The sequence below is a fragment of the Ralstonia sp. RRA genome, from assembly GCF_037023145.1.
Lineage (GTDB): Bacteria > Pseudomonadota > Gammaproteobacteria > Burkholderiales > Burkholderiaceae > Ralstonia.
On sequence record NZ_CP146091.1, the window covers coordinates 19,508 to 44,251 of the forward strand.

The 24,744-nt window shown below is 65.4% G+C and carries 25 protein-coding genes; 12 read left to right on the forward strand and 13 right to left on the reverse strand.

The window, feature by feature from the left end:
• The first annotated feature begins 32 nt into the window (after window positions 1-32).
• The gene (locus V6657_RS00085; RefSeq protein ID WP_048934431.1) at window positions 33-1,001 is read left to right on the forward strand and encodes a bestrophin family ion channel; all 969 of its coding nucleotides are present in this window, start codon (window positions 33-35) and stop codon (window positions 999-1,001) included.
• A gap of 33 nt (window positions 1,002-1,034) precedes the next feature.
• Here V6657_RS00085 and V6657_RS00090 read toward each other — a convergent pair whose 3' ends face one another.
• Together V6657_RS00090 and V6657_RS00095 are read right to left on the reverse strand one after the other, a co-directional pair.
• Window positions 1,035-1,706 (reverse strand): hypothetical protein, encoded by a 672-nt coding sequence (locus V6657_RS00090; protein ID WP_048934432.1) that lies wholly within the window; start codon window positions 1,704-1,706, stop codon window positions 1,035-1,037.
• 130 nt (window positions 1,707-1,836) lie between these two features.
• The gene (locus V6657_RS00095; protein ID WP_048934433.1) at window positions 1,837-2,535 is read right to left on the reverse strand and encodes a Crp/Fnr family transcriptional regulator; all 699 of its coding nucleotides are present in this window, start codon (window positions 2,533-2,535) and stop codon (window positions 1,837-1,839) included.
• A 182-nt stretch (window positions 2,536-2,717) separates the two neighbouring features.
• Between V6657_RS00095 and V6657_RS00100 the strand changes: the two genes are divergently transcribed.
• The gene (locus V6657_RS00100) at window positions 2,718-4,352 is read left to right on the forward strand and encodes an acyl-CoA synthetase (protein WP_048934434.1); all 1,635 of its coding nucleotides are present in this window, start codon (window positions 2,718-2,720) and stop codon (window positions 4,350-4,352) included.
• 76 nt (window positions 4,353-4,428) lie between these two features.
• Here the strand turns inward: V6657_RS00100 and V6657_RS00105 are convergent, their stop codons facing one another.
• Window positions 4,429-5,988, reverse strand: a complete 1,560-nt coding sequence (locus V6657_RS00105) for a beta-propeller fold lactonase family protein (protein WP_048934435.1) — start codon at window positions 5,986-5,988, stop codon at window positions 4,429-4,431.
• Window positions 5,989-6,184: 196 nt separating this feature from the next.
• Between V6657_RS00105 and V6657_RS00110 the strand changes: the two genes are divergently transcribed.
• Entirely contained in the window at window positions 6,185-6,706 is a 522-nt protein-coding gene (locus V6657_RS00110; RefSeq protein WP_048934436.1) for a GNAT family N-acetyltransferase, read from the forward strand.
• A gap of 51 nt (window positions 6,707-6,757) precedes the next feature.
• On the opposite strand, the gene V6657_RS00115 is transcribed toward V6657_RS00110, so the two are convergent.
• The 3 genes from V6657_RS00115 to V6657_RS00125 all read right to left on the reverse strand — a co-directional run bounded on the left by V6657_RS00115 (window position 6,758) and on the right by V6657_RS00125 (window position 8,801).
• Window positions 6,758-7,228 (reverse strand): carboxymuconolactone decarboxylase family protein, encoded by a 471-nt coding sequence (locus V6657_RS00115; RefSeq protein WP_048934437.1) that lies wholly within the window; start codon window positions 7,226-7,228, stop codon window positions 6,758-6,760.
• A 125-nt stretch (window positions 7,229-7,353) separates the two neighbouring features.
• Complete coding sequence (locus V6657_RS00120; RefSeq protein WP_048934438.1) at window positions 7,354-8,259, reverse strand: RNA polymerase sigma-70 factor; 906 nt, start codon at window positions 8,257-8,259, stop codon at window positions 7,354-7,356.
• 71 nt (window positions 8,260-8,330) lie between these two features.
• A complete protein-coding gene (locus tag V6657_RS00125; RefSeq protein WP_048934439.1) occupies window positions 8,331-8,801 on the reverse strand; it encodes an Lrp/AsnC family transcriptional regulator in 471 nt (156 codons plus the stop codon).
• Window positions 8,802-8,947: 146 nt separating this feature from the next.
• On the opposite strand from V6657_RS00125, the gene V6657_RS00130 reads away from it, so the two are divergent.
• On the forward strand, window positions 8,948-9,562 hold the full coding sequence (locus tag V6657_RS00130) for a glutathione S-transferase (RefSeq protein WP_048934440.1): 615 nt from the start codon (window positions 8,948-8,950) through the stop codon (window positions 9,560-9,562).
• A gap of 25 nt (window positions 9,563-9,587) precedes the next feature.
• Here V6657_RS00130 and V6657_RS00135 read toward each other — a convergent pair whose 3' ends face one another.
• Entirely contained in the window at window positions 9,588-10,739 is a 1,152-nt protein-coding gene (locus V6657_RS00135) for an HPP family protein (protein ID WP_048934441.1), read from the reverse strand.
• A gap of 249 nt (window positions 10,740-10,988) precedes the next feature.
• On the opposite strand from V6657_RS00135, the gene V6657_RS00140 reads away from it, so the two are divergent.
• Entirely contained in the window at window positions 10,989-12,974 is a 1,986-nt protein-coding gene (locus V6657_RS00140; RefSeq protein WP_048934442.1) for a phosphatase PAP2 family protein, read from the forward strand.
• Between the two features lie 4 nt (window positions 12,975-12,978).
• On the opposite strand, the gene V6657_RS00145 is transcribed toward V6657_RS00140, so the two are convergent.
• Window positions 12,979-13,818 carry an AraC family transcriptional regulator gene (locus V6657_RS00145; RefSeq protein ID WP_082170228.1) on the reverse strand — a complete coding sequence of 280 codons (840 nt, stop codon included), beginning with the start codon at window positions 13,816-13,818 and terminating at the stop codon, window positions 12,979-12,981.
• 317 nt (window positions 13,819-14,135) lie between these two features.
• On the opposite strand from V6657_RS00145, the gene V6657_RS00150 reads away from it, so the two are divergent.
• Window positions 14,136-14,429: a GYD domain-containing protein gene (locus V6657_RS00150; RefSeq protein ID WP_048934444.1), complete on the forward strand. Its 294-nt coding sequence runs from the start codon at window positions 14,136-14,138 to the stop codon at window positions 14,427-14,429.
• Window positions 14,430-14,499: 70 nt separating this feature from the next.
• Here V6657_RS00150 and metK read toward each other — a convergent pair whose 3' ends face one another.
• Window positions 14,500-15,690 (reverse strand): methionine adenosyltransferase, encoded by a 1,191-nt coding sequence (gene metK, locus V6657_RS00155; RefSeq protein ID WP_048934487.1) that lies wholly within the window; start codon window positions 15,688-15,690, stop codon window positions 14,500-14,502.
• Between the two features lie 247 nt (window positions 15,691-15,937).
• Between metK and V6657_RS00160 the strand changes: the two genes are divergently transcribed.
• The 4 genes from V6657_RS00160 to V6657_RS00175 all read left to right on the forward strand — a co-directional run bounded on the left by V6657_RS00160 (window position 15,938) and on the right by V6657_RS00175 (window position 19,534).
• Complete coding sequence (locus V6657_RS00160) at window positions 15,938-16,786, forward strand: lysophospholipid acyltransferase family protein (RefSeq protein ID WP_048934445.1); 849 nt, start codon at window positions 15,938-15,940, stop codon at window positions 16,784-16,786.
• A 17-nt stretch (window positions 16,787-16,803) separates the two neighbouring features.
• Window positions 16,804-17,697 carry a lipid A biosynthesis lauroyl acyltransferase gene (locus V6657_RS00165; RefSeq protein WP_048934446.1) on the forward strand — a complete coding sequence of 298 codons (894 nt, stop codon included), beginning with the start codon at window positions 16,804-16,806 and terminating at the stop codon, window positions 17,695-17,697.
• A gap of 89 nt (window positions 17,698-17,786) precedes the next feature.
• The gene (gene dapF, locus V6657_RS00170; protein WP_048934447.1) at window positions 17,787-18,665 is read left to right on the forward strand and encodes a diaminopimelate epimerase; all 879 of its coding nucleotides are present in this window, start codon (window positions 17,787-17,789) and stop codon (window positions 18,663-18,665) included.
• Window positions 18,666-18,706: 41 nt separating this feature from the next.
• Window positions 18,707-19,534, forward strand: a complete 828-nt coding sequence (locus V6657_RS00175) for a polyphosphate kinase 2 family protein (RefSeq protein WP_048934448.1) — start codon at window positions 18,707-18,709, stop codon at window positions 19,532-19,534.
• A gap of 65 nt (window positions 19,535-19,599) precedes the next feature.
• Here the strand turns inward: V6657_RS00175 and pyrE are convergent, their stop codons facing one another.
• Entirely contained in the window at window positions 19,600-20,277 is a 678-nt protein-coding gene (gene pyrE / locus V6657_RS00180; RefSeq protein ID WP_048934449.1) for an orotate phosphoribosyltransferase, read from the reverse strand.
• 32 nt (window positions 20,278-20,309) lie between these two features.
• On the opposite strand from pyrE, the gene V6657_RS00185 reads away from it, so the two are divergent.
• Window positions 20,310-21,095 (forward strand): exodeoxyribonuclease III, encoded by a 786-nt coding sequence (locus V6657_RS00185; RefSeq protein ID WP_048934450.1) that lies wholly within the window; start codon window positions 20,310-20,312, stop codon window positions 21,093-21,095.
• A 111-nt stretch (window positions 21,096-21,206) separates the two neighbouring features.
• Window positions 21,207-22,220, forward strand: coding sequence for an N-acetyl-gamma-glutamyl-phosphate reductase (gene argC, locus V6657_RS00190; protein WP_048934451.1), 1,014 nt, complete (start codon window positions 21,207-21,209; stop codon window positions 22,218-22,220).
• A 61-nt stretch (window positions 22,221-22,281) separates the two neighbouring features.
• On the opposite strand, the gene V6657_RS00195 is transcribed toward argC, so the two are convergent.
• The 3 genes from V6657_RS00195 to V6657_RS00205 form a co-directional block, all read right to left on the reverse strand.
• On the reverse strand, window positions 22,282-23,190 hold the full coding sequence (locus V6657_RS00195) for a prohibitin family protein (protein WP_048934452.1): 909 nt from the start codon (window positions 23,188-23,190) through the stop codon (window positions 22,282-22,284).
• A 318-nt stretch (window positions 23,191-23,508) separates the two neighbouring features.
• Window positions 23,509-24,276 (reverse strand): YdcF family protein, encoded by a 768-nt coding sequence (locus tag V6657_RS00200; protein ID WP_048934453.1) that lies wholly within the window; start codon window positions 24,274-24,276, stop codon window positions 23,509-23,511.
• 91 nt (window positions 24,277-24,367) lie between these two features.
• Window positions 24,368-24,733 carry a hypothetical protein gene (locus V6657_RS00205; RefSeq protein ID WP_048934454.1) on the reverse strand — a complete coding sequence of 122 codons (366 nt, stop codon included), beginning with the start codon at window positions 24,731-24,733 and terminating at the stop codon, window positions 24,368-24,370.
• Between the last annotated feature and the right edge of the window lie 11 nt (window positions 24,734-24,744).

The window sequence follows — 24,744 nt, forward strand, 5'->3', positions numbered from 1 at the left end:
TAATCCCGCCCTCCCGCCTCTGCTTCCCCACCATGGTTGTCCGCCCCCACCTGCACTGGTTCCGCATGCTGCTTGCATGGCGCGGTTCCGTTCTGCCGCAGCTTCTGCCGCGCCTGTTTCTGATCTTCGGTATCTCGCTGGTGGCCATAGCGGTGCATGCGCATTGGCTGCCCATCTCCGTCAACCTGAGCACCACGCCGTTCTCGCTCGTCGGCATTGCGCTGGCGGTGTTCCTGGGCTTTCGCAACAACGCCAGTTATGACCGCTATTGGGAGGCGCGCAAGCTCTGGGGCCAGTTGCTCAATTGCGCGCGTGCGCTCACGCGTCAGGCGCTGACGTTGCCGTCGCAGTTGCCGCAGGGTGCGGTGTCTGCCGACGATGTGCGCGAGTTCACGCAGGTGCTGAGCGCGGTGCCGCATGCGCTGCGCCACCAGTTGCGCCGTACTGACCCACGTGAAGACCTGGCCACCCGTCTGCCCGCGCCGCTGCTCGATCGCGTGATGGCCGCGCGCTACCGGCCCGCCATGCTCACGCTGTGGCTGGGCGAGTGGGTGCAACGCCGGACGCAACGCAACCCGCAACGCGACCCGCAGCACAACGGCCAGGCCGGTGCGTTGGATGCCTATGCCGCGCTGGCGTTTGATCGCAGCCTGACCGAGCTGACCAACGCCATCGGCGGGTGCGAGCGCATTGTTTCAACGCCGCTGCCGTTTGCGTACTCGGTCATGATCCACCGCACGGTGTACTTCTTCTGCGCGGCGCTGCCGTTTGGGCTGGTGCAGAGCATCGGCAATTTCACGCCGGTGTTTGCGGTGTTTGTGGCGTACACCTTCATGGCGCACGAGGCCATCGCCTCGCAAATCGAAGAGCCCTTCGGCACCGAAGACAACGACCTTGCGCTCAACGCCATGTCCATCGTGATTGAAGACGCCGTGCGTGACCTGATGGGCGAGCCGAGCCTGCCCAGCGGCAGCGCGGGGCAGCGCGTCATCTTCGATTGAGAAAGCGCCGGCGTGCTGGGCTGGGCGCCGGTATTACGCCGTCAGCGCCGCAGGCGCGTGCCAGCTTGTCCAGGCGGTCGGGCCGATGGGCGTGGCGGTGTGCGTGTCTTCAGCGGTGGCGGCCATCAGCTGGCTGAGTGCAACCCCGAACAGGCTGGCGCAAGTGTCCTGCAAGGTGCGGGCAGATCGCAGGCCGGTTCGCCGGGCAAGCTGTTCCAGCGCCTCGGTGGGGCAGGCGATGTTCCCTTCCAGCGCGGCCAGTGCGTAGAGCGCCCGCGCGGCCCGCTGCTCGCGTACCAGTGCAAGCAGCGCTTCGCCTTCAGCAAACAGGCGGGCGCGCACCTGTCGCGGTCCGATCTGCCAGCACTCGCTCAGCAATGCCGCGTTCCACGCCTGTGCGGGGTGGTCGAACACCAGGTTGGCCAGCGTGCGTGACCAGGGCTTGTCGTGGTGGATGGCCGCCATGCGTGGGCAACCGGCATCGGGCACGGCCACCAGCGAGATGGCGCTGGGCTGCCACAGCGTGCCCGGCAGCTCGCAGCCGAAATGCGCGAAGGCGGGCACCACAAACGGGTCACCCGGGCGCACCTCGCGCCGGCCATTGGCATCGCGCAGGCAGGCGGTGCCCTGCTCGGCCTGCACGCGCACCGCAAAGGGAAAGCGCAGGCGCGAGATGCGAACGTGGGCACGGCTGATGAGCGGCATGGGGGCGCGGCAGGAAACGGCAGAGAACAGCGGGCAAACCAACGGCCCGCCACTGTCGCAGGATTCTAGGCCTGCGCGCAACCCTGGCAATGTCGTTCCGGTGACACTCGGGCGAGCGTGTTCTGGCCCGTTACAACTCTGAGAGACCGAAGAGGCGCAATCCCGGCAGATCGGTCACGCGGATCGTCTGGTACGAGAGCGTGATCATGCCGGCTTCGGCCAGCCGCCGCAGCGCCTGGTTCACGCGCTGGCGCGACAGCCCCGTCAGCAGCCCGATCTCTTCCTGCGACAGCTCCAGCACGGTGCTCGTGCGTGGGTACAGGGCGGGGTGGAAGAGCTGCGCAATCGCTTGCGCCACGCGCGCATCGGCACTCAGCAGCCGGTCGTTCTGCACGGTGGCGATGAACTGCCCCATGCGTTCGTTGAGCTGGCGGACGACGAAGCTGGCAAACGGCAGGCTCTGCGCGAGCAGCGTGTTGAACACGGGCTCGGGCACCAGCAGCACGTGCGAGGTGCGGATGGCGATCACGTCATAGCGGCGGTCTTCGCGCTTGATGACGCTGCCTTCTCCGCACCAGCCGCCCTCGGGCACGCCGGAGAACGTGCAGCCGCGCCCGTCGGCGGTGTACACGGCCAGCTTGATGAGGCCGCTGTCCACACCGATCCAGTAGCGCGAGGGCTCGCCGCGGCGGGCGATGAAGGCGCCGGGTTCGAACTGCTGGAGCAGGGTCTCGCGCGCGGCCAGTGCCTGGTGTTCGGGCGCCAGCGCGGTGAACCATGCGTGCGTTTGCAATTGCGTGGCGGGCGACAGGGTGTCGGGTGCGGTCATGGCAAAGGCGGGTTGGGTGAGGGCGCGTGGGGCTCCGCCTTCGCTTTGTAAGAATCCTGTCAGCCTTTGTCTGGCTTGGGTTTCCGGGTGGTTTGTCATCCGGATGACAGAGTGCGGGAGCTGCACGATGATAGCGTTGCCAAACAAAAAGCCATAGCGCCCGACGCACCGGAGACACAGCAATGCCCACTGACTTTGACACAGGTCTGGCCCGCAACGCGGCCAACTTTGTACCGCTCACCCCCATCGAGTTCCTGGCCCGCGCAGCCGACGTGTATGGCGACCGCTTGGCCATCGTGCATGGCCCGGTGCGCCAGAACTGGCGCGACACTTGCGCGCGGGCACGTCGTCTGGCCAGCGCGCTGTCACTGGCGGGCGTGGGGCGCGGTGATACCGTTGCAGCCCTGCTGCCCAATACGCCTGCCATGGTGGAGGCGCACTTTGGCGTGCCGATGGCGGGTGCGGTGCTCAACGCGCTCAACATCCGCCTGGATGCGGCCAACCTGGTCTTCATGCTGCGCCATGGCGAGGCGCGCGTGCTGCTGGCCGACACCGAGTTTGCCGACCTGGCGCGGCAGATGGCGCTGGAGATTCCCGGCCTGAAGGTGATCGCTGTGCACGACGCGCTGGGCCCGCAGGCCGAGCCGTTTGGCGAGACCGATTACGAGTCGTTTCTCGCCTCGGGCGATCCGCACTACGCGTGGCAAGGGCCGGTAGACGAGTGGGATGCCATTGCGCTCAACTACACGTCGGGTACCACGGGCGACCCGAAAGGCGTGGTCTACCACCATCGCGGCGCAGCCATCAACGCGGTGTCGAACATCCTGGAGTGGGATCTGCCCAAGCACCCGGTCTATCTGTGGACGCTGCCGATGTTCCACTGCAACGGCTGGTGCTTCCCGTGGACGATCGCGGCGCGCGCGGGGGTCAACGTCTGCCTGCGCAAGTTCGAGCCCAAGGTGGTGTTCGACCTCATGCGCGATGAAGGCGTGACGCACTACTGCGCCGCGCCCATCGTGCACACCGCGCTGGTGAATGCGCCGCCGTCATGGCGAGAAGGCCTGCGCGGGCCCGTGCGCGGCATGGTGGCCGGTGCGCCGCCGCCCGCCGCTGTGCTGGCGCAGATGGAGGCGATGGGGTTTGAGCTCACGCACGTCTACGGCCTGACCGAGGTGTACGGCCCCGCCGCCGTCTGCGCAGAACAAGACGAATGGCGCACGCTGCCCGAGCACGACCGCGCCACCATGAAGGCGCGCCAGGGCGTGCGTTATCACCTGCAGTCGCAGGTGGCGGTGCTGGATCCGGACTCCCTGCAGCCCGTGCCTGCCGATGGCGAAACCATTGGCGAGATCATGTTCCGCGGCAACATCTGCATGAAGGGCTACCTGAAGAACGAGCGGGCCACGCGTGAGGCGTTTGCGGGCGGCTGGTTCCACACCGGTGATCTGGGCGTCTGCATGCCCGACGGCTATATCAAGATCAAAGACCGCAGCAAGGACATCATCATCTCGGGCGGCGAGAACATCTCCAGCGTGGAGGTGGAAGACGCGTTGTATCGCCACCCCGCCGTGCTGGCCGCCGCCGTGGTTGCCCAGCCTGATGCGAAGTGGGGCGAAACGCCGTGCGCGTTTGTCGAGCTCAAGGACGGCGCCACCGCCACGGCGGAAGAGTTGATCGCGCACTGCAAGACGCTGCTCGCCAACTTCAAGGTGCCCAAGGCGGTGTTCTTTGGCCCGCTGCCCAAGACATCGACAGGCAAGATCCAGAAGTACGAACTGCGCCGCAAGGTGAAGTCGACTGCGGCAATCGATGTGTGAGGCGTGCCCGCTCAAAAACGAAGCCCCTTGCACAAGCAAGGGGCTCCGGGCGCGCGCCTGACCAACCTGGCCGGTCTCAGGGCACTGCCACAATCGCCATACCGCGTGGGATGTTGCCGGTGCCAGCCGATCCATTGGTGACAGCCGTCAGCTTGCCGGTGGTGCCATTAATGCTGTATGCGGTGACGGTGTTGTCGATGCCGCTCACCACGTAGGCGAAGGTGCCTGCCGGGTTCACCAGCACCGTCACGGGGGCGTTGCCGGTGGCGGTGGTGTCCACCAGGGTGAGCGCACCGTTGGCCGGGTTGATCGAGAACACACTCACGTTGTTGCTGAGCACGTTGGCCACGTACATGAAGCCGCCCGATGGCGATATCGCGATGTAGAACGGGTTGGTGCCGGCCGTCACAGGCGTGCCCGACGCGGTAAGCGCCCCCGTGTTGCCGATGCTGTAGATGCCGATGGTGTTGTCTGCCGAGTTGGCGACATACGCGTAGCTGCCCGCAGGGGTGACGGCAATGAACTGCGGTGTGTTGCCGGTGTTGACTGCGGTGCCTGCCGGCGTGAAGGCACCCGTGCTGGTGTTGATGGCAAACGCCATGGCCGTGCCGGTGGTGCCGCCGCTGTTGGCGTTCACGACATACGCGTACGTGCCCGCGCTGTTGATGGTGATGGTGTACGGGTTGGCGCCGGCCGTGATGGCCGATAGCGCAGTGAGTGCCCCCGTGCCCGTGTTGACCGAGTACGCGCTGAGCGTGTTGGCCCCGTAGTTGGCCGTGTACGCAAACTTGCCGTTGGGCGTGCGCGCGATGCTGTACGGCTGCGTACCGGTGGCCGTGGGTGAGCCCACCACGGTCAGCAGCCCGGTACTCGGGTCGATGGACAGCGTGGTGATGGTGTTGTCGTTGGCGTTGGCCACGTAGACGAACTTGCCCGCCGGGTCGATGATGAGCGATAGCGGCCCTTGCCCCACCGGCACCGATGAACCGATGGCCGTGGGCATACCGGTCGTCGGATCCAGCGTGAAGGCAGAGATCGTGCCGTCGTTCGAGTTGACCGCGTAGCCGAACAGCGGGCGCAGTGTGCAGGCCACGGCAATGTTGGTCACGTTGGCCGTGCCCACCGTGCCGCTGCCGTTGGTGACGGTGCAGTTCTCACCCGAGGGCCGTGTGCCCACCGTAGCAGCGTATGGCTTGCCCTGTGCGAGCTTGGTGGGGAACTGGAAGTTGCCGTTGGCATTGACGATGACGGCATCACCGCCGTTGTCCAGCAGCGTGACCGTCTTGCCTGCGCTCAGGCCGCTCACCGTGCCGCCTACTGAGTAGGTGGGTGCCGGCGCTGGTGCTGGTGCTGGTGCGGGGGCCGGCTTTGGTGCTGGCGCGGGCGATGGGGTCGGAGTGGGGGCCGGTGTTGGCGCGGGTGTGACGTTGTTCGTCGGCGGTGTCGTGCTGGAGCTGGCATCGTCGCCGCCGCCACCGCAACCAGTGAGCCCGAGCGATAGCGCGGCGGCCATCACCAAGGCCGCGCCATGCACGCCATGCGGGTATCGGAGGTGGGCTGGTGGGATTGGCGCCGGCAGCGGTTGCGCTGCTGCGCTGTTGATGCCCTCCGCTTGGGCGATTGATAGCTCGGCCATGGCTCCCCCCGTTCTTGACGCGCAGTGTGTGGTCTTGTGTTTTCCCGAAGCATAGAAACTCGGGGCCACACGCCGACATAGGCCAGTTGACCGACAACGCCCTCCGCTGCATGGATGGGGACATGCGTTACACGCCCCTGCAAGCGTTTGGCGCGATACTGGGATCCGCTCGTTGTTTGCCCGGTCAGTCACCGTCATGTCCACCAACGCCAACACCATCACCCTTCGCCAACTCTCGCCGTCTGATGCTGCCGACGTCGCTGACTACCGCGCCATCCGCCTGGCCGCGCTCAAGGATTCGCCCGAAGCCTTCGGTTCAACGTATGAAGCCGAGGCAGGGCTTTCGCAGGCGGCTTTTGCCGACCGGCTTGCGACGACAACGGTGCTGGGGGCGTACGACGGCGTGCGCATCGCGGGCATGGTCGGCTTCAAGCAGCAGACCATTGCCAAGCTGGCGCACAAGGGGTTTGTGTGGGGCTTCTACGTGTCGCCCGAGGTGCGTGGGCGCGGGGTGGGTGCGGCGCTGGTGGATGGCATCGTGGCCGCGGCCACGGGCGTGGTCGAGCAGCTCACGCTGTCGGTGGTGCAAGGCAACGCAGCGGCGCTGGCGCTGTACGAGCGTTGCGGTTTTGAAACCTATGGCATCGAGCCACGTGCGCTCAAGTCGGCCGGTGGTTACGCGGATGAAATACTGATGGTGCGCTTCCTGCGGGAGTAAGCGCCGTGCCTACGTGAACAGGTAGGCACGGCCTGGCGTTCGTTTGCCAATTTACGCGGCTTCCGCTGCATAGGGTTTGGCGGGCACCGGGTTGCGCAGGCTCACGTTCAACAGGTTCCAGCTGGTGATGGTGACGATCACAAAGCTCAGCGCGGCGATCTCTTCATCGCTGAAGTGCGCGCGCAGCTTGGCGAATTCTTCATCGCTCGGGTCGGTGGCCGGAATCTGCGACACCAGCTCGGCCCAGCGCAGCGCGGCACGTTCGCGCTCGGTAAAGAACGGGGCTTCGCGCCAGCCGGCCACGGCGTTCAGGTGGCGCGGGTCTTCGCCCATCTTGATGAGGTCGCTCCAGTGCATGTCGATGCAGAAGGCGCACCCGTTGATCTGCGACACGCGCAGCAGCACGAGGTCAACCAGCTTGGCGCCCAGCAAATCGCGGCGCAGGCCGTTGGACAGGTTCAGCAGCGCGTTGAAGGACTTCGGTGCGAGTTGGTAGTAGGCAATGCGGGGTGCTTGCGACATGAGAGGCTCCTGGGGTTGGGTTGGATACCTGGAGCGTTCGCGCACGGGTGTTTTGCGTGGCTCCATACCCTTAAGACGCCTCACGCGGCCGGGTTGTGACAGGCCCGGCCGACATTTTTTGCTCTTTATGCGCCGGTGCCGATGTGCGCCAGCTTGTCGGGATTGCGCACCACGTAGATAGCGACGATGCGGCCGTTCTCGATGACGAACGACTGCGCCGATTCCAGCTTCTCATCCACATAGCGCAGCAGGCCCGGCTCGCCATTGACGCGGGCATGCTGGTAGCGGACGTTGCCCATCGCGCGCACGAGCTCGCAGTAGATCTTGGTGATCTGCTCGGCGTCTTGAATGATGCGCGTGAACGAAGGCACCTTGCCGCCGCCGTCGCCCACCAGGTGCGCGTCATCGGCCAGCAGCGCGCGGATGGCGTCACGCTGGCCGCTGCGCGAGGCTTCGGCAAAGCGCTCCAGCAAGTCGCGGTGCGTGTCGGCAGATACGTCAAAGCGCGGGCGATCCTGCTGCACGCGGTCAGATGCGCGATGCACCATCTGCCGGCAGGCGGCTTCGCTCTTGCCCAGCAGGGCGGCAATCTCCGCATAGTCCTGGTCGAACACCTGGCGCATCAGGAAGGCCGCGCGTTCTTCGGGCGAAAGGCGCTCCAGCACCCACAGTAGCGCTACCGACAGGTCGCCCGCCAGCTCCACGGCGGTTTCGGGCGTGGGGGCATTGGATTCCGCCTCCACCAGCGGCTCGGGCAGCCACCAGCCCACGTAGGCCTCGCGCTCGGCCTTGGCGGCGCGCAGGCGGTCGATCGAGAGGCGCGTGACGACCGTGACGAGCCACGCCTCGGCCGATTGCAATGCGGATTGGTCTGCCTGGTGCCAGCGCATCCACGCGTCCTGCAGCACGTCTTCGGCATCGGCGCGCGTGCCGAGCATTCGGTAGGCGATGGCAAACAGGCGCGGGCGGGCCGCGGTGAAGGCGGTGTCTTCGCTGTCGGTGCCGATCTGGGTGCGCTTGGAGGTCGTCATGGTCTGGGCGGTGTCGTCTAGGGATCGTATTCCCTAGACGGATGCGGGGCAGCGTTTGTGACAGGCGATCGTCATGCGGCCTCGGTGTCGCCCGGTTTTCTGGCTGCGTGAATCGTCACCGCCTTGGCCACCGGGTTGGACAGCACCAGCGAGGTCGTCACCGAACCATGCACGGCCAGGCTGTCGACCACGCGCTCCAAATCCCCAGGCTCGGCAATCGCGCAGCGCACGATAAAGCAGTGCTGCCCTGTCACGCGGCTGGCTTCCAGCACCTCCGGCATCTCTTCAAACAGCTTGAGGTACTTGCGGATGTGCGCGTGGGTGGTCTCGATGTGGATGTAGGCCTGGAGCCCGATGCCGATGCTGCGCAGGTTGACGCGTGCGCCGTAGCCTTCGATCACGCCGGCGTCTTCCAGCTTGCGCACGCGCTCGCTCATGGCCGGCTGCGACAGGCCGATGCGCTTGCCCAGCGCGGCCAGGCTCTGGCGGGCGTCGGCCTGCAGGGCTTCGAGGATCAGCCAGTCTTTCTTGTCCAGGGGCATGGCGGGTCTGGGTGGCGGGGGGATGTGACCGATGAATCATCGGCAAGGAACCCTGATTTTGGATGGAAACCGCTTAGACGTGCCAGCGCCGCTGCTTATCATGGACGTTCCATCATCCACCCAGCCCAACCACCCCAGGAGACCCCATGAAGCTGATCGGCATGCTCGACTCGCCCTACGTCCGCCGTACCGCCATTTCGCTCAAGCTGCTTGGCCTGTCGTTCGAGCATGCGTCGGTGTCGGTGTTTCGACATTTCGACCGGTTTCATGAGATCAACCCGGTGGTGAAGGCGCCCACGCTGGTGTGCGATGACGGCACCGTGCTGATCGATTCCACGCTCATCATCGACTATGCCGAGACGCTGGCCGGCCGCAGCCTGATGCCTGCCGCACTGCCTGCGCGCCAGCACGCGTTGCGTGTCATCGGTCTGGCATTGGCCGCGTGCGAGAAGGCGATGCAGATCGTCTACGAACACAACCTGCGCCCGACCGAGAAGGTGCATGCGCCGTGGGTGGACCGCGTGCACGGTCAGTTGCACGCCGCATTGGATGCGCTGGAAGCGGAGTGGAAGGGTGCGCCGCTGCCTGCGGATGCGAGTGCGCTGACGCAAGCCGGCGTGACGACCGCCGTGGCCTGGGGCTTTATCCAGTTGATGCTGCCGGACCGCGTGCCGGCGGCGAGCTACCCGCGCGTGGCGGCGTTGTCGGCCGCGGCGGAGCAGTTGGAGGTGTTTCGCGCGTGGCCGATCGACGCGGAGTGACGGATCGCGTGAATCAGCGGGCCGCTCAGGCGGCCTGCGGCTGGATCGTCGCCTGACGGTACAGCCCGCCCACCAGGTCCGATTCCGTGATGATGCCGGCCAACTGGCCATGGGCGTCAATCACAGGAATGTGGTGGTGCCCCGCGCTGGCAAACAGCGGCACCAGGTCTGACATGGGCGCGGTGGCGGCAATGGTCTGCACATGCGTCTTCATGTGGTCGGCCACGCGCGGCGGGGTGAGCGCGCCGATGCTGAACCAGTGGCGCAGCGTCTGGCGGAAGTCACGCGGGTTCAGGCCGAGCAAATCCGCACGCGTGACGATGCCGATGACGCGCCGCCCCGCATCCACCACCGGCAGCGCCTTGATGCTGTGCTGACGCAGCAGTTGCAGCGCCCGCGGGATCGACGTGGCCGGCGTCGCGGCAATGACCGGCTGCGACATGATGTCCGCGCAGGTGAGCGTCTGGAAGGTGCGTGTGTAAACCTGGAGCTGCATCTCGCGCAGCACGGCTTCGATGTCTTCGGGGTCGATGTCGAGCAGCTCGCTCTGGCGGCGCAGCGCGGCGACGATGTCGGCGCGGGTGAAGCCCCCAGCGGTGGGGGCTCGTTCAGCGGCGGGCAAGCGTTGCGCGTGCGGATACCGGTGGCCCGTGGCGGCGTGGTACACCAGCGCGCCCACCAGCAGCAGCGCCGACTGGATCAGGATTGGCTCCAGCACGAATGTGTACCCCAGCGCGTGCACGGCCGGCCCACCAATCACGGCGGTCAACGCCACTGCGCCTGAGGGCGGGTGCACACAGCGCAGCGCAAACATGCCGGCAATGGCAATCGACACCGCCAGTGCAGAGGCCAGCACCGGATCCGGCACCAGCAGCGCACACGTCACGCCCACCGTGGCGGCCACCAGGTTGCCGCCGATGATCGACCACGGCTGCGCCAGCGGGCTGGCCGGCACTGCAAACAGCAGCACGGCCGAGGCGCCCATGGGCGCCACCAGCAGCGGGATCAGCGTGGACGCGCCCGGCACCAGCTTCATCATCGTGCCGGTCAGCAGAATGCCGACAAGCGCGCCCACGGCAGAGCGCAGGCGCTCGCCCCAGCGAACCGTGACAGGGGCCGGGACAAAGCTATGGAGCCAGCGACGCAGGGCGGAGCGTTGGAGCGGTGAGGCAGACATGGTCGACGGACGGCGATGGCCCGCGAACACGGCTGAGGCTTCACCAGAGTCAAAAATTGTGGCGTGAATTCTATCACGCTGTGACATAACGGCAGGGCGCGGCACTGCCCACGACACGCCTGCTCGACGTGCCCAAATGTGGGGCGCAATCGTTTGCATTTTGTAACGCAATCGTCACGCGAATTTCATGGCGCAGGCCGAGACTGCGGGGCTTTTCCAGCGCCTCTACGGGCTTCGGCCCGCTTGCTCATGTCTGCTTTTGCCCGTCCCATGCTTGCCCGCCCGCGCGTTTGCGCCAGTCTCGTCGCCCTGTTTGGCGCGCTTGCCCTGACCGCGTGCGGCGGCGGTGATGACACCTCCACCGCACCGGTCGCCACCACGCAGGCCATTCCCGCGCCGCCGACGGATCCGGGCTTTGTCGACACGGCGGCGGTGGCCAGCGGCGTGCCGGCGTTCGTCGACAACAGCGCCACCAACCAACGCGGCGATGCGCGTTACGCCACGCTCGGCACCAATGCCGGTGTGCGCCTGTTCACGCGGTTTCTCGACCTCTGGCAGCCGCTGACGGAAATCGTCGATGCGGGTGCGCCGGCGCCGGCCAATGGGTCGTTCCCGGCCGTGGTCGCCTCCACCTGGACGGGCCTGCCCAATGACGGCACGGCGGGCGGCACGCAGCTCAATCTGCCCGTGTTGAACGCCAACATTCAATACGTGGTGAATGCCACCACCAACCGCACGCCGGCCCAGGCCGATGCGGCCTATTTTGATGACCGCCGCGGCAAGGGCTACAGCGTGACCGACGGCATGGGCCCGCTCACCACCGCGTGGCGCACACTCACGCAGCAGACCACCAGCATCACCACCGTGCCGGCCGATGCCACCACCGTGCTGTACAACGACAGCGGCAACAACACGGGCGTGGGCACCTCGGGCGGCAACGCCACCTTCGGCAAGGTGGTCGACCTGATCAACACGATGGGCAACAACGCCTCCACCGAGCCGGCCAAGCGCTTCTACAAATATGCGCGCCCGTACCGTTGGAGCAGCAGCGTGGTCGTGGTGCCGGCACTCGTGCCGGCCGAAAGCACGACCCCCGGCACCGACGGCGGCTTCATCAGCGGCCACTCCGCCGAAGCCATGCGCGATGCCGTGGCGATGGCGTACCTGGTGCCCGAGCGCTTCCAGCAGATGCTCACGCGCGGCACGGAGTTGGGCGAGAACCGCATCCTGGCCGGCATGCATTCACCGTTGGATGTGATGTCCGGGCGCATGCTCGGCATTGCCGCCGTGGCCGCCAACCTGAACGACCCGGCCAACGCCACGCTCAAGGCCACCGCCTTTACACAAGCGCACACCGCGCTGATGGCGCAGACGGGCACCGACGCCACCAGCTTCCCGGCGCTCGCGCAATCCGGCACGACAGCCACCGACCGCTTTGCCGACTACGCCACCAACCAGGGCAACTTCACGCGCCGCATGACGTTCGGCTTCACGCAGATCAACAGCGGCGCCCTGGCGCCCGTGGTGCCCAAGGGCGCCGAGGTGCTGCTCGAAACGCGCTTCCCGTATCTGAGTGCCGACCAGCGCCGCGTGGTGCTCAAGACCACCGAGCTGGCCTCCGGCTACCCCGTGCTTGACGATGCGGAAGGCTGGGGCCGCCTGAACCTGTTTGCCGCAGCCGATGGTTATGGCGCCTTCAACGGTAACGTGATCGTGTCGATGGACGCCAGCCAAGGTGGCTTCAATGCGGCGGACACGTGGCGCAATGCCATCTCGGGCGCGGGCAAGCTCACGCTGCAAGGCACGGGCACGCTGCGTCTGGCGGGCGCCAACACCTACACCGGCGGCACGCAAATCGCCGGGGGCGTGTTGGAAGCCGATTCCGCCAACGCATTTGGTACGGGCGATGTGTACCTGGGTGCCGGCACGCTGGCGGTCAACGCACCGGCAGCGGTGGCCATTGCCGGCAAGTTCACGCAACTGCAGGGCACGACGCTGAACCTCGTCATCGGCCCGAACGGCCAGGGCAAGCTCAGCGTGGCAGGTCTCACCACCATTGCCGGCGGCACGTTGCACGTGTCGTTCGCAAACGGCTACACGCCGAAGGTGGGCGACACGATTGCCGTCGTGGATGGCGCGGGCAGCAACCGCCAGTTCTCTTCCGTGGTGGTGGACGGCTTCAAGGCCACGGCCATCTACACGGCCACCGGCATCCAGATCCATCTGGACGCCTGATCACTTACTTGAGCGGCAGCAGCACGTCCGTCACGGCCTCGTGCTCGGGCACGTCGGGGTAGAAGCGCACGCGCTGGAACAGCAGCGGCGCGTCTCGCAATTCCTGGCCGCTGGCGGGTAGCCACTCGGCGTAGAGGTAGGCGACGCTCTGGTCGAGCGTGTCGTCGGAGCCCGTGTGGCGCAGCACGGCGTAGCGCCCGCCGGCCAGCGTCTTCGGCACCACGCCCGCTGCATTCGGCGCAATCACATCGCGTGTCGCCGCGCAAATGTCCATGCGGAACGCGTCGGGCGGCACGTCGTCGGGGTTGTTGTAGACGATGTTGTAGGTGGCCGAGACGGACGGGGGCAGCCGGTGCGCGCGGCGCCAGGCGATGAACGTGCGGATGGTCTCGCCCAGGCGCGCGGGGTCACCTCGGTGCTCGATTGCAGCAACGGGTACGGTGTTGCGTTCAACGATCTCGACGGAATGGGGTTGCGGTTGTGCGGGCATGTGTTCGCTCCTGAGGGCGCGCAGCGCCTGTAGATCGGCAGCCCAGGTGCCCCATTGCGGCGTGGCCCGAAAATCCGTCGGCGATTGCTCTGTTTGCTTGCGGAACGCGCGCGCAAAGGCTTCCGGCGCCTCGTATCCGCATACCAGCGCGATGTCGGTGATGCGCGCCGCATCGCGATAGGCGAGCTGGTGCGCGGCACGCTTGAGCCGCAGCAACTGCACGTAGCGCCCGACGTTCATGCCGAACAGCAGCGTGAACTGGCGGTGGAAGTGGTACTTCGAGAACGTCGCCACTTCGGCCAGCCCGTCCACGTCCAGCGCGTCCTCCAGATGCGCGTCGATATGGACGAGCACGGCGCGGAAGCGGGCGAGGTAGCGGTCGGTGGCAGTGGTGGTCAACGGGGAAAGGCTCCTGGGTGGCGCTACGGTAGCGCGTGGGTGGCTGGTGCGCCTGACCGAAATTGCTGACTCGCCAGGGCGGTGACCGGTGTATCGCAACTGAAACAATTTCGACCGAATTGTGGCTGCATTTGCCGCCCGGCAGGGGCCTCACCCGCACGCATGGCACGCGCCTTCAGGGATGGCGCGCTCATTGCAGCGTATTTCCTTCCGCGCGTTTCGGCGGCACGCGATGCTGCACCCCCGGACTCCCGCCGATCAGGAGACGCACCATGGCAACTTTTCTGGCCCTGCTGAATTTCACCGACCAGGGCATCCGCACCATCAAGGACACCACCAAACGGGCCGCCGCGGCCCGTGAGCTGGCCAAGTCGGCCGGCATCAACATGAGGGAAACCTACTGGACGCTGGGCCAGTACGATCTCGTGGTGATTTGCGAAGGGCCGGACGACGCCGCAATGACGGCGTTCGGGCTGGCACTCGCTTCGGCGGGCAATGTCCGTTCCCAGACGCTGCGGGCGTTTTCCGCCGATGAGATGAACGGCATTCTCAGCAAAATCCCGTAAGCGTGGCGTCGTTGCACACGCAATAAAAAACCGCCCCGAGGGGCGGTTTCGTTTTTGCAGCAATGCTGGCTCAGGCGAATGCCTTGGCCGGCTCACCTGCCAGGCCAGCCGCTTCGCGCAGCAGCAGGGCCTTGTCGGTGGCTTCCCAGCTGAACTCCGGCTCTTCGCGGCCGAAGTGGCCGTACGCGGCAGTTTTTTCGTAGACCGGGCGCAGCAGGTCGAGCATCTGAACGATGCCCTTCGGACGCAGGTCGAAGTGCTCATGCACGAGCTTGGCGATCTGGTCGTCCGGAATCACGCCGGTGCCTTCCGTGTACACGGTGATGTTGATCGGACGCGCCACGCCAATCGCGTAGCTCACCTGCACCTGGCACTGGCGCGCCAGACCGGCAGCCACCACGTTCTTGGCGACATAGCGCGCGGCGTACGCAGCCGAGCGGTCCACCTTCGACGGGTCCTTGCCCGAGAATGCGCCGCCGCCGTGCGGGGCTGCACCGCCGTATGTATCGACGATGATCTTGCGGCCGGTCAGGCCGCAGTCACCTTGCGGGCCGCCGATGACGAAGCGACCGGTCGGGTTCACCAGGTACTTGGTCTCGGCCAGCATGTGCGAGGGCAGCACCGGCTTGATGATCTCTTCGATCACGGCTTCGCGGATGGCCTCTTGCGACATTTCCGGTGCGTGCTGGGTCGACAGCACGACGGTGTCCACGCTGTGCGGCTTGCCGTCCACATAACGCACCGTCACCTGCGACTTGGCGTCCGGGCGCAGCCAGGGCAGGCGGCCGTCGCGGCGCAGTTGCGACTGGCGCTCGACCAGGCGGTGTGCGTAGTAGATCGGGAAGGGCATCAGCTCGGGCGTTTCATCGCACGCGTAGCCGAACATCAGGCCCTGGTCGCCGGCGCCCTGGTTCAGGTAGTCGTCCGATGCACGGTCGACGCCCTGGGCGATATCCGGCGATTGCTTGTCGTAAGCGACGAGCACGGCACAGCCCTTGTAGTCGATGCCGTACTCGGTGTTGTCGTAGCCGATGCGCTTGATGGTTTCGCGCGCGACGTGGATGTAATCCACATTGGCCGTCGTGGTGATTTCACCCGCGAGCACCACCAGACCGGTGTTGCACAGCGTTTCTGCGGCGACGCGCGCATATTTGTCCTGGGCGAGGATAGCGTCCAGGATGGCGTCGGAAATCTGGTCGGCGACCTTGTCGGGATGGCCCTCGGAAACGGATTCCGAGGTGAAGAGGAAGTCGTTTGACACGGTTGTAAGCTCCAGAATGGCGAACTTGCTATTACGCGCCATCCGTTTGAGCCACGGCCGGCGACGCTTTAGCGGTATTTAGTAACCTTGCCCGGGTTTGTGGCCCGACAAGGATTCGCCCCGCAAGTTGTCAGTTAACTCGGCGAATCGCGCTATTATACGCGGCACTTTTTGGGGCCGCAGCACGGGCTGCCCAAGACCCTGCTCCTCTGTCGACTGCGACCAACACATTGCTGCGACCGCACGCATGACCTTCCTGTTCTGGCTGTTTTCACGCTTGCCCCTATCCGCGCTGCAGGCGCTGGGCGGCTGGCTGGGGGCGCTGGCGGCCAAGGTGCCCGGCCGCTATCACGACCGGCTCATCGCCAACTTCCGCCACGCCTATCCGGACGCCACGCCCGCCATGCTCAAGGAGGCCGGGCGATCTGCCGGCCGCATGGTCTTCGAGATGCCGTATTTCTGGGTGCGCAAGAACGGGGCGACGGTCGCGCCCGACCTGTTCGATGTCTGCCGCGCGACCATTGAGCGTGCGCTCGCCGACGGACGCGGCCTGATCTTCCTGACGCCGCACCTGGGCTGCTTTGAAGTGCTGCCGCAGGCCTACGCGCGTGAGCATCCCGTCACCTCGCTGTTCAAGCCGCCGCGCAAGGAAAGCCTGCGCGGCTGGATCGAGACCATGCGCGCCGGACCGAACATGTCCATGGCGCCGGCTGACCCACGTGGTGTGCGCATGCTGGTGCGCGCACTCAAGCGTGGCGAGGCCATCGGCATCCTGCCCGACCAGACGCCGACCGGCGGCGAAGGCGTGTGGGCCCCGTTCTTCGGCAAGCCCGCCTACACGATGACGCTGGTGCACCGCCTGCATCGGCTGACAGGTGCGCACGTCGTCGCCTTGTTTGCCGAGCGCCTGCCGCGCGGCGGCGGCTATCGCCTGCACGTGCACGACATCGGCGATTTGCCTGAAGACGCAACGCAAGCTGCCACCCGCATCAATGCCGCCATCGAGCAGTTGATTGCCGTGGCGCCGACGCAATATCTGTGGGGCTATAACCGCTACAAGCACCCCAAGGGCGCGGACGCTCCGCCCGCTGCCTGACGAGACTGCTGCACTTTATGGAACGTTTCACTGCCAAACTCGGACTCGGTTTTCTATGGCTGCTGTCCTTCCTGCCCTACAGCTTCGTCGCCCGCTTTGGCGAGGGGCTGGGTGGGCTGCTGTATCGCATTCCCAATGGCCGGCGCCGTGTGGTGCTGGCCAACCTCAAGGCGTGCTTCCCTGAGAAATCCGACGCTGAGCGCGAGGCGATGGCGCACGAGGTCTTCCGCAAGGTCTTCCGCAGCTTTGCCGAACGCTCGTTCGCGTGGTTCGCATCAGAGAAGCGCCTGATGCGCGTGGTGAAGATCGACGATCAGGCCAACCTGCCGGCGCTGCATGGTCAGCCGCATATTCTCGTCACGCTGCACCTGTCGGGCGTGGAGATCGGCGCGCTGGCGCTGACGGAGTATCTGCGCACGAACACCGGCAACGCAGGCTGCTCGCTCTACACGCGCATGGCCAACCCCGCGCTCGACGATGCGGTGAAGGCGCTGCGCAGCCGCTTTGGCGCGACCATGGTCTCGCGTAACGAGAACATCCGCCAGATCATGCGCACCATCAAGCGTGGCGAGGCACTGCAGCTGATCTCCGACATGGACTTCGGCGAGCGCGACTCGGAGTTCGTACCGTTCTTTGGGGTGCCCGCGCTCACGCTCAACGCCATCCCGCGCATGGCGTCGATGACCGGCGCCAAGGTCGTGCCGATGTACACGGAGATCCTGCCGAACTACCAGGGCTACGCGCTGCGCATCCTGCCTGCGTGGGAGAACTACCCCACCGGCGACCTGACCGCCGACACGCGTCGCATGAACGCCTTCTTTGAAGACGCCATCCGCCCGCGCATTACCGAGTACTACTGGGTGCACAAGCGCTTCAAGCACCGCCCGGAAGGCGTGCCCGGCATTTATTGACGCCCGGGGCGGGCCGGCCCGGCTCGCTTTAGAATGGGCGCTTTCCGAACGCTCACCGCCGCCTGGGTTACCTTGGGCGGCCTACCATCGTGAAACTGCACTTCACCAAGATGCACGGCGCGGGCAACGACTTTGTCGTGCTCGACGGCATCCAGACCCCGATCGACTTCACGCCCGAGCAATGGGCGGCCATTGCGGACCGCCACTTTGGCGTGGGGGCAGACCAGCTCCTGCTGGTCGAGCGCTCGACGCGGCCCGACGTCGATTTCCGCTATCGCATCTTCAACCACGACGGCGGCGAGGTGGAGCACTGCGGCAACGGCGCGCGCTGCTTCGTCAAGTTCGTCACAGACCGGGGTTTGACCGACAAGCGCACCGTGCGCGTGGAAGTCATGAGCGGCATCGCCACGCTGACGATGCAGGACGACGGCCAGGTCACCGTTGACATGGGCGCGCCCGTCTTCGAAGCCGCGCGTCTGCCATTCCTGCCGGAAGGTTTGCTCACGCGCACCGAAGGCGACGACACGCTCCACGCCCTGCAGATCAACGGCCGTACCGAGTGGCTGTCCACTGTGTCGATGGGCAACCCGCACGCGGTGCAGGTGGTGGACGACACCGAGGCCTTCCCCGTGCTGGAAGACGGCCCGCTGATCGAATCGCACGCCGTGTTTCCGCGCCGCGTGAATGCGGGCTTCATGCAGATCGTCGATCGTCATTCCGTGCGCCTGCGCGTGTACGAGCGCGGCGCGGGCGAGACGCTGGCTTGCGGCACTGGCGCCTGCGCAGCCGTGGTGGCGGGCATCCGGCGCGGCCTGCTCGATTCGCCCGTGAAGGTGGCCACGCATGGTGGCGATCTCACCATCGCTTGGGCCGGTGTCGATCAGCCGGTGATGATGACGGGCCCCGCCACGACTGTCTTTGAAGGCACGCTGGATCTGGACGCACTGAAGCTCACCGCTGCGCATTGAGCGGCATACACACGCATCCACGAGAACAATAAGGAGACTCCATGGCATCGAACGGCAAGACCCTGATCGACGACTGGCGGTACGACGGCAGCAGCAAGTTCAAGATTGCCAAGTCGGATGCCGCCGTTAAGCCGTTTTCCACCGGCAGCAAGGCTGGCGACCTGGAGCGGCTCGCCGAGATTGGGCCCCGGCTCGACACGCTGCAGGACGTTCTCTACGCCGAGCACCGCCGCAAGGTGCTGGTGATCCTGCAGGGCATGGATACCTCCGGCAAGGACGGCACCGTGCGCAGCGTGTTTCGCGAGATGGATCCGCTCGGCCTGCGCGTGGTCGGCTTCAAGGCGCCGACGCCGCAGGAGCTGGCGCACGATTATCTTTGGCGTGTGCACGCGCAAACGCCCGGGAGCGGTGAGATCGTCATCTTCAACCGCAGCCACTACGAGGATGTGCTCATCACGCGCGTGCACGGCATGATCAACGCTGCCGAGTGCAAGCGCCGCTACGACCACATCAACGCGTTCGAACAGATGCTGACCGACACCGGCACGACGATCATCAAATGCTTCCTGCACATCTCGAAAGACGAGCAGCGGGCGCGGTTGCAGGGGCGCGTCGATAACCCCGACAAGCACTGGAAGTTCGACCCGTCCGATATTTCGGAGCGCGAACTCTGGGACGATTACCAGAGCGCGTATGAAGACGCCATCAACGCCACCGCCACGCCCCATGCGCCGTGGTACGTGATTCCCGCCAACTCCAAGACCCACCGGAACCTGATGGTGGCGGAGATTCTGCTGCAGACGCTGGAGGCGATGAAGCCGAAGTATCCGGCGGGGAATCCCGAGGTTGCGGGGTTGACGATCGAATAGCGGGTTGGAAAGAAAAAACCCGGTGAGATCCTTCACCGGGTTTTTTTATCGCTGCGCACGCAGAATCAGATCGCGCTCACGCCGTACTTATCGCGGTAGGCCGCTGCCTTCTCACGGTACCCCGCCAGCGCCGGGTCCCCAGCGCCATCCAGATACCCGAGCAAATCATCCAGGTTGGCAATCGACACAACCGGCATGCCGTATTGAGCCTGCACATCCTGCACCGCCGAGCGCTCGCCGATGTCGACAGCATTTCCGCTGCGTTCCATCCGATCCATCAGGATCAGCACGGCGGCCGGCGTGGCACCCGCCGCACGAATCAACTCCACCGACTCGCGCACCGAGGTGCCGGCCGAGATCACGTCATCGACGATGATCACGCGCCCCTGCAGCTTGGCGCCGACGAGGCTGCCGCCTTCGCCGTGGTCCTTGGCTTCCTTGCGGTTGTACGCAAAGCCGACATTGCGCCCCATGCCCGCCAGCGCAACCGCCGTGGCCGATGCCAGCGTGATGCCCTTGTAGGCCGGCCCGAACAGCATGTCGAACTCCACGCCCGAGTCCAGCAGGGTTTTCGCATAGAATTGCGCGACTTGGCCCAGTAGGGCGCCGTCTGCGAACTTGCCGGCGTTGAAGAAATAGGGCGACGTCCGCCCCGCCTTGGTCACGAATTCCCCGAACGACAGCACGCCGGCTTCCACCGCAAAGCGGATGAAGGATTGGCGCAACTCGCTGTTTTGGCTCATCTTTTTTCTCTGGTCTGCAAAAAAGTCCCGCCATGTTACGCATCATTTCCGCCAACCTCAACGGCGTTCGCTCCGCCTCCAGCAAAGGCTTTTTCGATTGGATGGGCAAGCAGGATGCCGATTTCGTCTGCGTGCAGGAACTGAAATGCGCGCAAGACGACATGACGCCCGAATTCCTGGCGCCGCACGGTTACCACGGCGTGTTCCAGCACGCGGTGAAGAAGGGCTACAGCGGCGCGGGCATCTACACGCGTCACAAGCCGGACGAAGTCATCATCGGCTTCGATAACGGTGAGTTCGACGCCGAAGGCCGTTACGTTGAAGCGCGCTACGGCAAGCTGTCGATCATCTCGGTCTACGTGCCGTCGGGTTCCAGCGGCGAAGAGCGCCAGCAGGCCAAATTCCGCTTCATGGATCTGTTCATGGCGCACCTGAAAGACCTGCGCCACGAAAAGGGCCGCGAGGTCGTCTTGTGCGGTGACGTCAACATCGTCCACAAGGAAATCGACATCAAGAACTGGAAGGGCAACCAGAAGAACTCCGGCTGCCTGCCCGAAGAGCGCGCGTGGCTGACCCAGCTGTTCGACGAGGTCGGCTATGTGGACGTGTTCCGCACACTGGACCAGCGCCCCGAGCAGTACACGTGGTGGAGCAATCGCGGCCAAGCCTACGCAAAGAACGTCGGGTGGCGGATCGATTACCAGATCGCCACGCCGGGCATTGCCGCCACCGCGCGCCGCACGTCGATCTTCAAGGACATCAAGTTCAGCGATCACGCACCGCTGACGATCGATTACGACACCAAGGTGCACTGGTAAGCACTTTATTGCGCTGCCGCAGAAATTTCTTCGGCAGCCGCTACAATGCAAAACTCACGTGCCGGCGAGTGCCGGCGTTTTTTCTGCTCCAGTTTTTTTAGCGAGATCGCCATGGCATTCAAGGTTTTCGTCGACGGTCAGGAAGGCACCACCGGCCTTCGCTTGCTCGACTATCTGTCGCAACGCGACGATATCGAGCTCCTGCGCATCGCCGAAGACAAGCGCAAGGATTCGGCCGAGCGCGCCAAATTCCTGAATGCCGCCGATGTCGCATTCCTGTGCCTGCCGGACGTTGCCTCGCGCGAGGCCGTCTCGCTGGTCAACAACCCGAACACCTGCATCATCGACGCCAGCACCGCGTTCCGTACGGATGACAACTGGGTCTACGGCCTGCCCGAGCTGAACAAGGGCCAGCGCGAGCGCCTGCGCAACACCAAGCGCATCGCCGTGCCGGGCTGCCACGCCAGCGCCTTCGTGCTGCTGATTCGTCCGCTGGTGGAGGCGGGCATCGTGCCGGCCGACTACCCGGTCACCGCGTTCTCGCTCACCGGCTACAGCGGTGGTGGCAAGCAGATGATTGCCGACTACCTGGCCGCCAATAACCCGAAGCTCGACAGCCCGCGCCCGTACGCGCTGGCGCTGGCGCACAAGCACCTGCCGGAGATGCGCGTGCAGAGCAAGCTGAGCCTGCCGCCGATCTTCACGCCGGTGGTCGGCAACTTCCTCAAGGGTCTGGCCGTGACGATCGGCCTGCACCCGCAGCACCTGGCACGCAAGGTCAGCCCGGCGGACATCGCCAAGGTCTTCGCCGATTACTACCAGGGCGAGCAGTTCATCCGCGTGGCCCCGGCCGATAACGTCGCGACGCTCGACAACGGCTTCTTCGACGTGCAGGGCGCCAACGACACCAACCGTGCTGACCTGTTCGTGTTCGGCTCGGACGAGCGCATGGTCGTGACTGCCCGCCTAGACAACCTGGGCAAGGGTGCAGCCGGCGCAGCGGTGCAATGCATGAACGTTCACCTGGGTGTGGACGAAGCGACCAGTCTGCAGGTGGAAGCGCAGATTCCCGCGGCCGGCGCCGAACATGCCGTGCGCGAAGCTGCGCCGGGTTTCGCGAGCTGATCGCGGCTTGAGCTGAAACGAAAAACGCGCCTTCGGGCGCGTTTTTCTTTGGTGGCGCGACTTACTTGCTCTGCGCCCCGGCCGGAATGTTGAACAACATCCCGCCGCCATTGCCGCCCGCCATCACATTCGGCGTCACGCCGTTCCACTTCTCGATGGCGGCACGCTCGAGCTTCAGGCGTTCCCATGCGAGCAGCCGATCATCCAGCGACGAAGCCAGCGCGCGGTTGGCTGCGGCTTCGCCTTCGGCAATCGCCACTTTCTTCTTGGCCTCGGCCTGGGCGGAGCGCACTTCGTTCTCGGTGCGGATGGCGTCTTGGATGGCCTTGGTCTTGGCGCTCACCGCGTCAAGCAATGTACGCGGCGGGCGCAGCGAACCGACGATCCCGAACTGCTTGATCGACACGCCCAGCGGTGTGAGGCGCGCATCGAGTTCGCTGGTCAGGCGTGCGACAAACTCCTCCTTCTTCGCGCCGTTCACGTCGTCGAAGTTGTATTCCGAACCGATGGCGACGATCACGTTGCGTGCGGTGTCGCGCAGATAGCCGTGCGTGAAGCTCTCAATATGGTCGGCGCGGAAGTTGGTGTAGAACGCCGGCACCTTGTCGCGGTCGAGCTGGTATGAGACGGCCACGTCCACGTTGACGGGCACGGCGTCCTTGGTGTTGAAGGTCAGTTCTTCGTTCATTGGCCGGCCTTCGTTCAGGTCTTGCGTCCACACCACGCGCTGCACGAACGTGGGGTACTGGATGATGACCGTCTGTACCGGGTTGTAGAACACGAACCCGGTGACCACGTTCTCGCGCGAGATACCGCGATCGACCAGCCGGTTGATCTTGATACCCGTATAGCCGGGCGGAATGATCTGCCAGTTCAGCAGGAAAGTCCGCGCGATCACCAGCGCCGCAATGGCGCCAAAGACGAACGCGAGCAGTTTGACCGGCAGTTTGCTTGCCGTGACTTGAGGCATGAGGGTTCCCCTTGCTTATAGGTTTGCTTCTGAGGTGTTGGCTGGCGGGGCGGGCGCTGCGTTATTTGCTTTACGCAGCGGCCCGCTTGCTGGCGCAGGAATCGTCAGCGATTCCCGTCAGGGATGGCCGCGCCCGGTGGGCGGGTGCTGGCAAGCGAGCTTGCCAATGGTGATGAGGCGGTGAGCGTCAATACGACCGAGGTGGCGCATTGCAAGACTCGGATGTTGCGATGCACAAAGTATAGGTCGGCGCCGGATTTTTGCTGCCCTACGGAAGCACTAGAGCCGTGCTTCAACTGCACGAATGGTGCAGTGGGGTCAGGCTTGGCCCGGATGGACGCGTTCCGGATTCCAGCCGAGCGCGTTGTACACGTGATAGCGCGCAATGCCGATCCACTCGTGCAGCGCGTAGTCCGTCAGCGCAAAGTTGTATGCCATCGGCAGCGGCGATGCGGTGGCCTGCAGATCATCGGCGCGCACGGGAATCGGCATCATGCCGAAGTGCGCGAAATACAGCAGGCTGCGTCGCAGGTGGATGGCGGAAGACACCAGCAGCGTGCGATCTGGCGCGTAGTCGGCCAGCGCTGCGCGCGAGAACTGGGCGTTCTGCCACGTGTTCATGCTCTTGGGTTCCATGAGCACGTCGTCGCTGTTGACACCGAGTGCGACGATCTCGCGCCGATAGACCGTCGCTTCGGCTTCGCCATGGTGGCGTGCGTCGCCACCGCTCACGAGGATCTTGCAGTCACCGGCGGTTCCGCCGCTGGCCCTCTTGCAGGACTGGTACAACTGCACGGCCTCGACAATGCGTGCGTACGAGAAGACGCCCGGCTCCACCGTCTTGCCAATGCGGAAGGTGCCCGCACCCAGCAGCACGATGGCGTTGCGCGCGCCCCAACTGATCTGCGGCGCGTTCTCGAAGGGTTTTTCCAGGGAGTCGAGTAGCCACGCCGGCACCGGTCCGCAGCCGATGGCCACCACCAGCACCACGCAGAGCGCCGTCAGCGTGCGCGCAGCCCGGCGCCGTGCACGCGCCGCGCACACCATCGCCACGATCACCAGCACACACAGCACGGCCAGGCTCACAGGTTTCTCCCATCCAGCACATCAGGGCACGCCACGCGCGTGCATGAGGTGCCATCGTAAAGAGGAATGGCCAGCCGCGCGACCCGTCTTCTTACGGGGTTGTTGCCGGCGTGGCAGAAGGCTGCGGATTGGCTGACGGTGCAGGCACGTCTTGCGTCGCCTGTTTGGTGTCGGGGCTGGTGTTGTCCTGCTGCTGTTGCTGCTGCTGGCGTTTGCCCCGTCCACCGCGTCCACGGCCCTGGCGGTTGACCGGTGCGGCCTTGGCTTGCTGCAGGTCATTGTTGATCGACTCCACCGAGCGTGGCGGCGGCGCCATGTGGGCGAAGTTGCTCTGGATGTTGTGCAGGGCTTCGTTGTCTTCAGCCGGTGCGGAGGTTGTTTGGGCAACGGCCGGGGGTGGCAGTGCCGCAACAAGGGCGGCGGCGCAGGCCAGGGGGAAGAGGGTGGTGCGGAGCATGGGCGACTCGC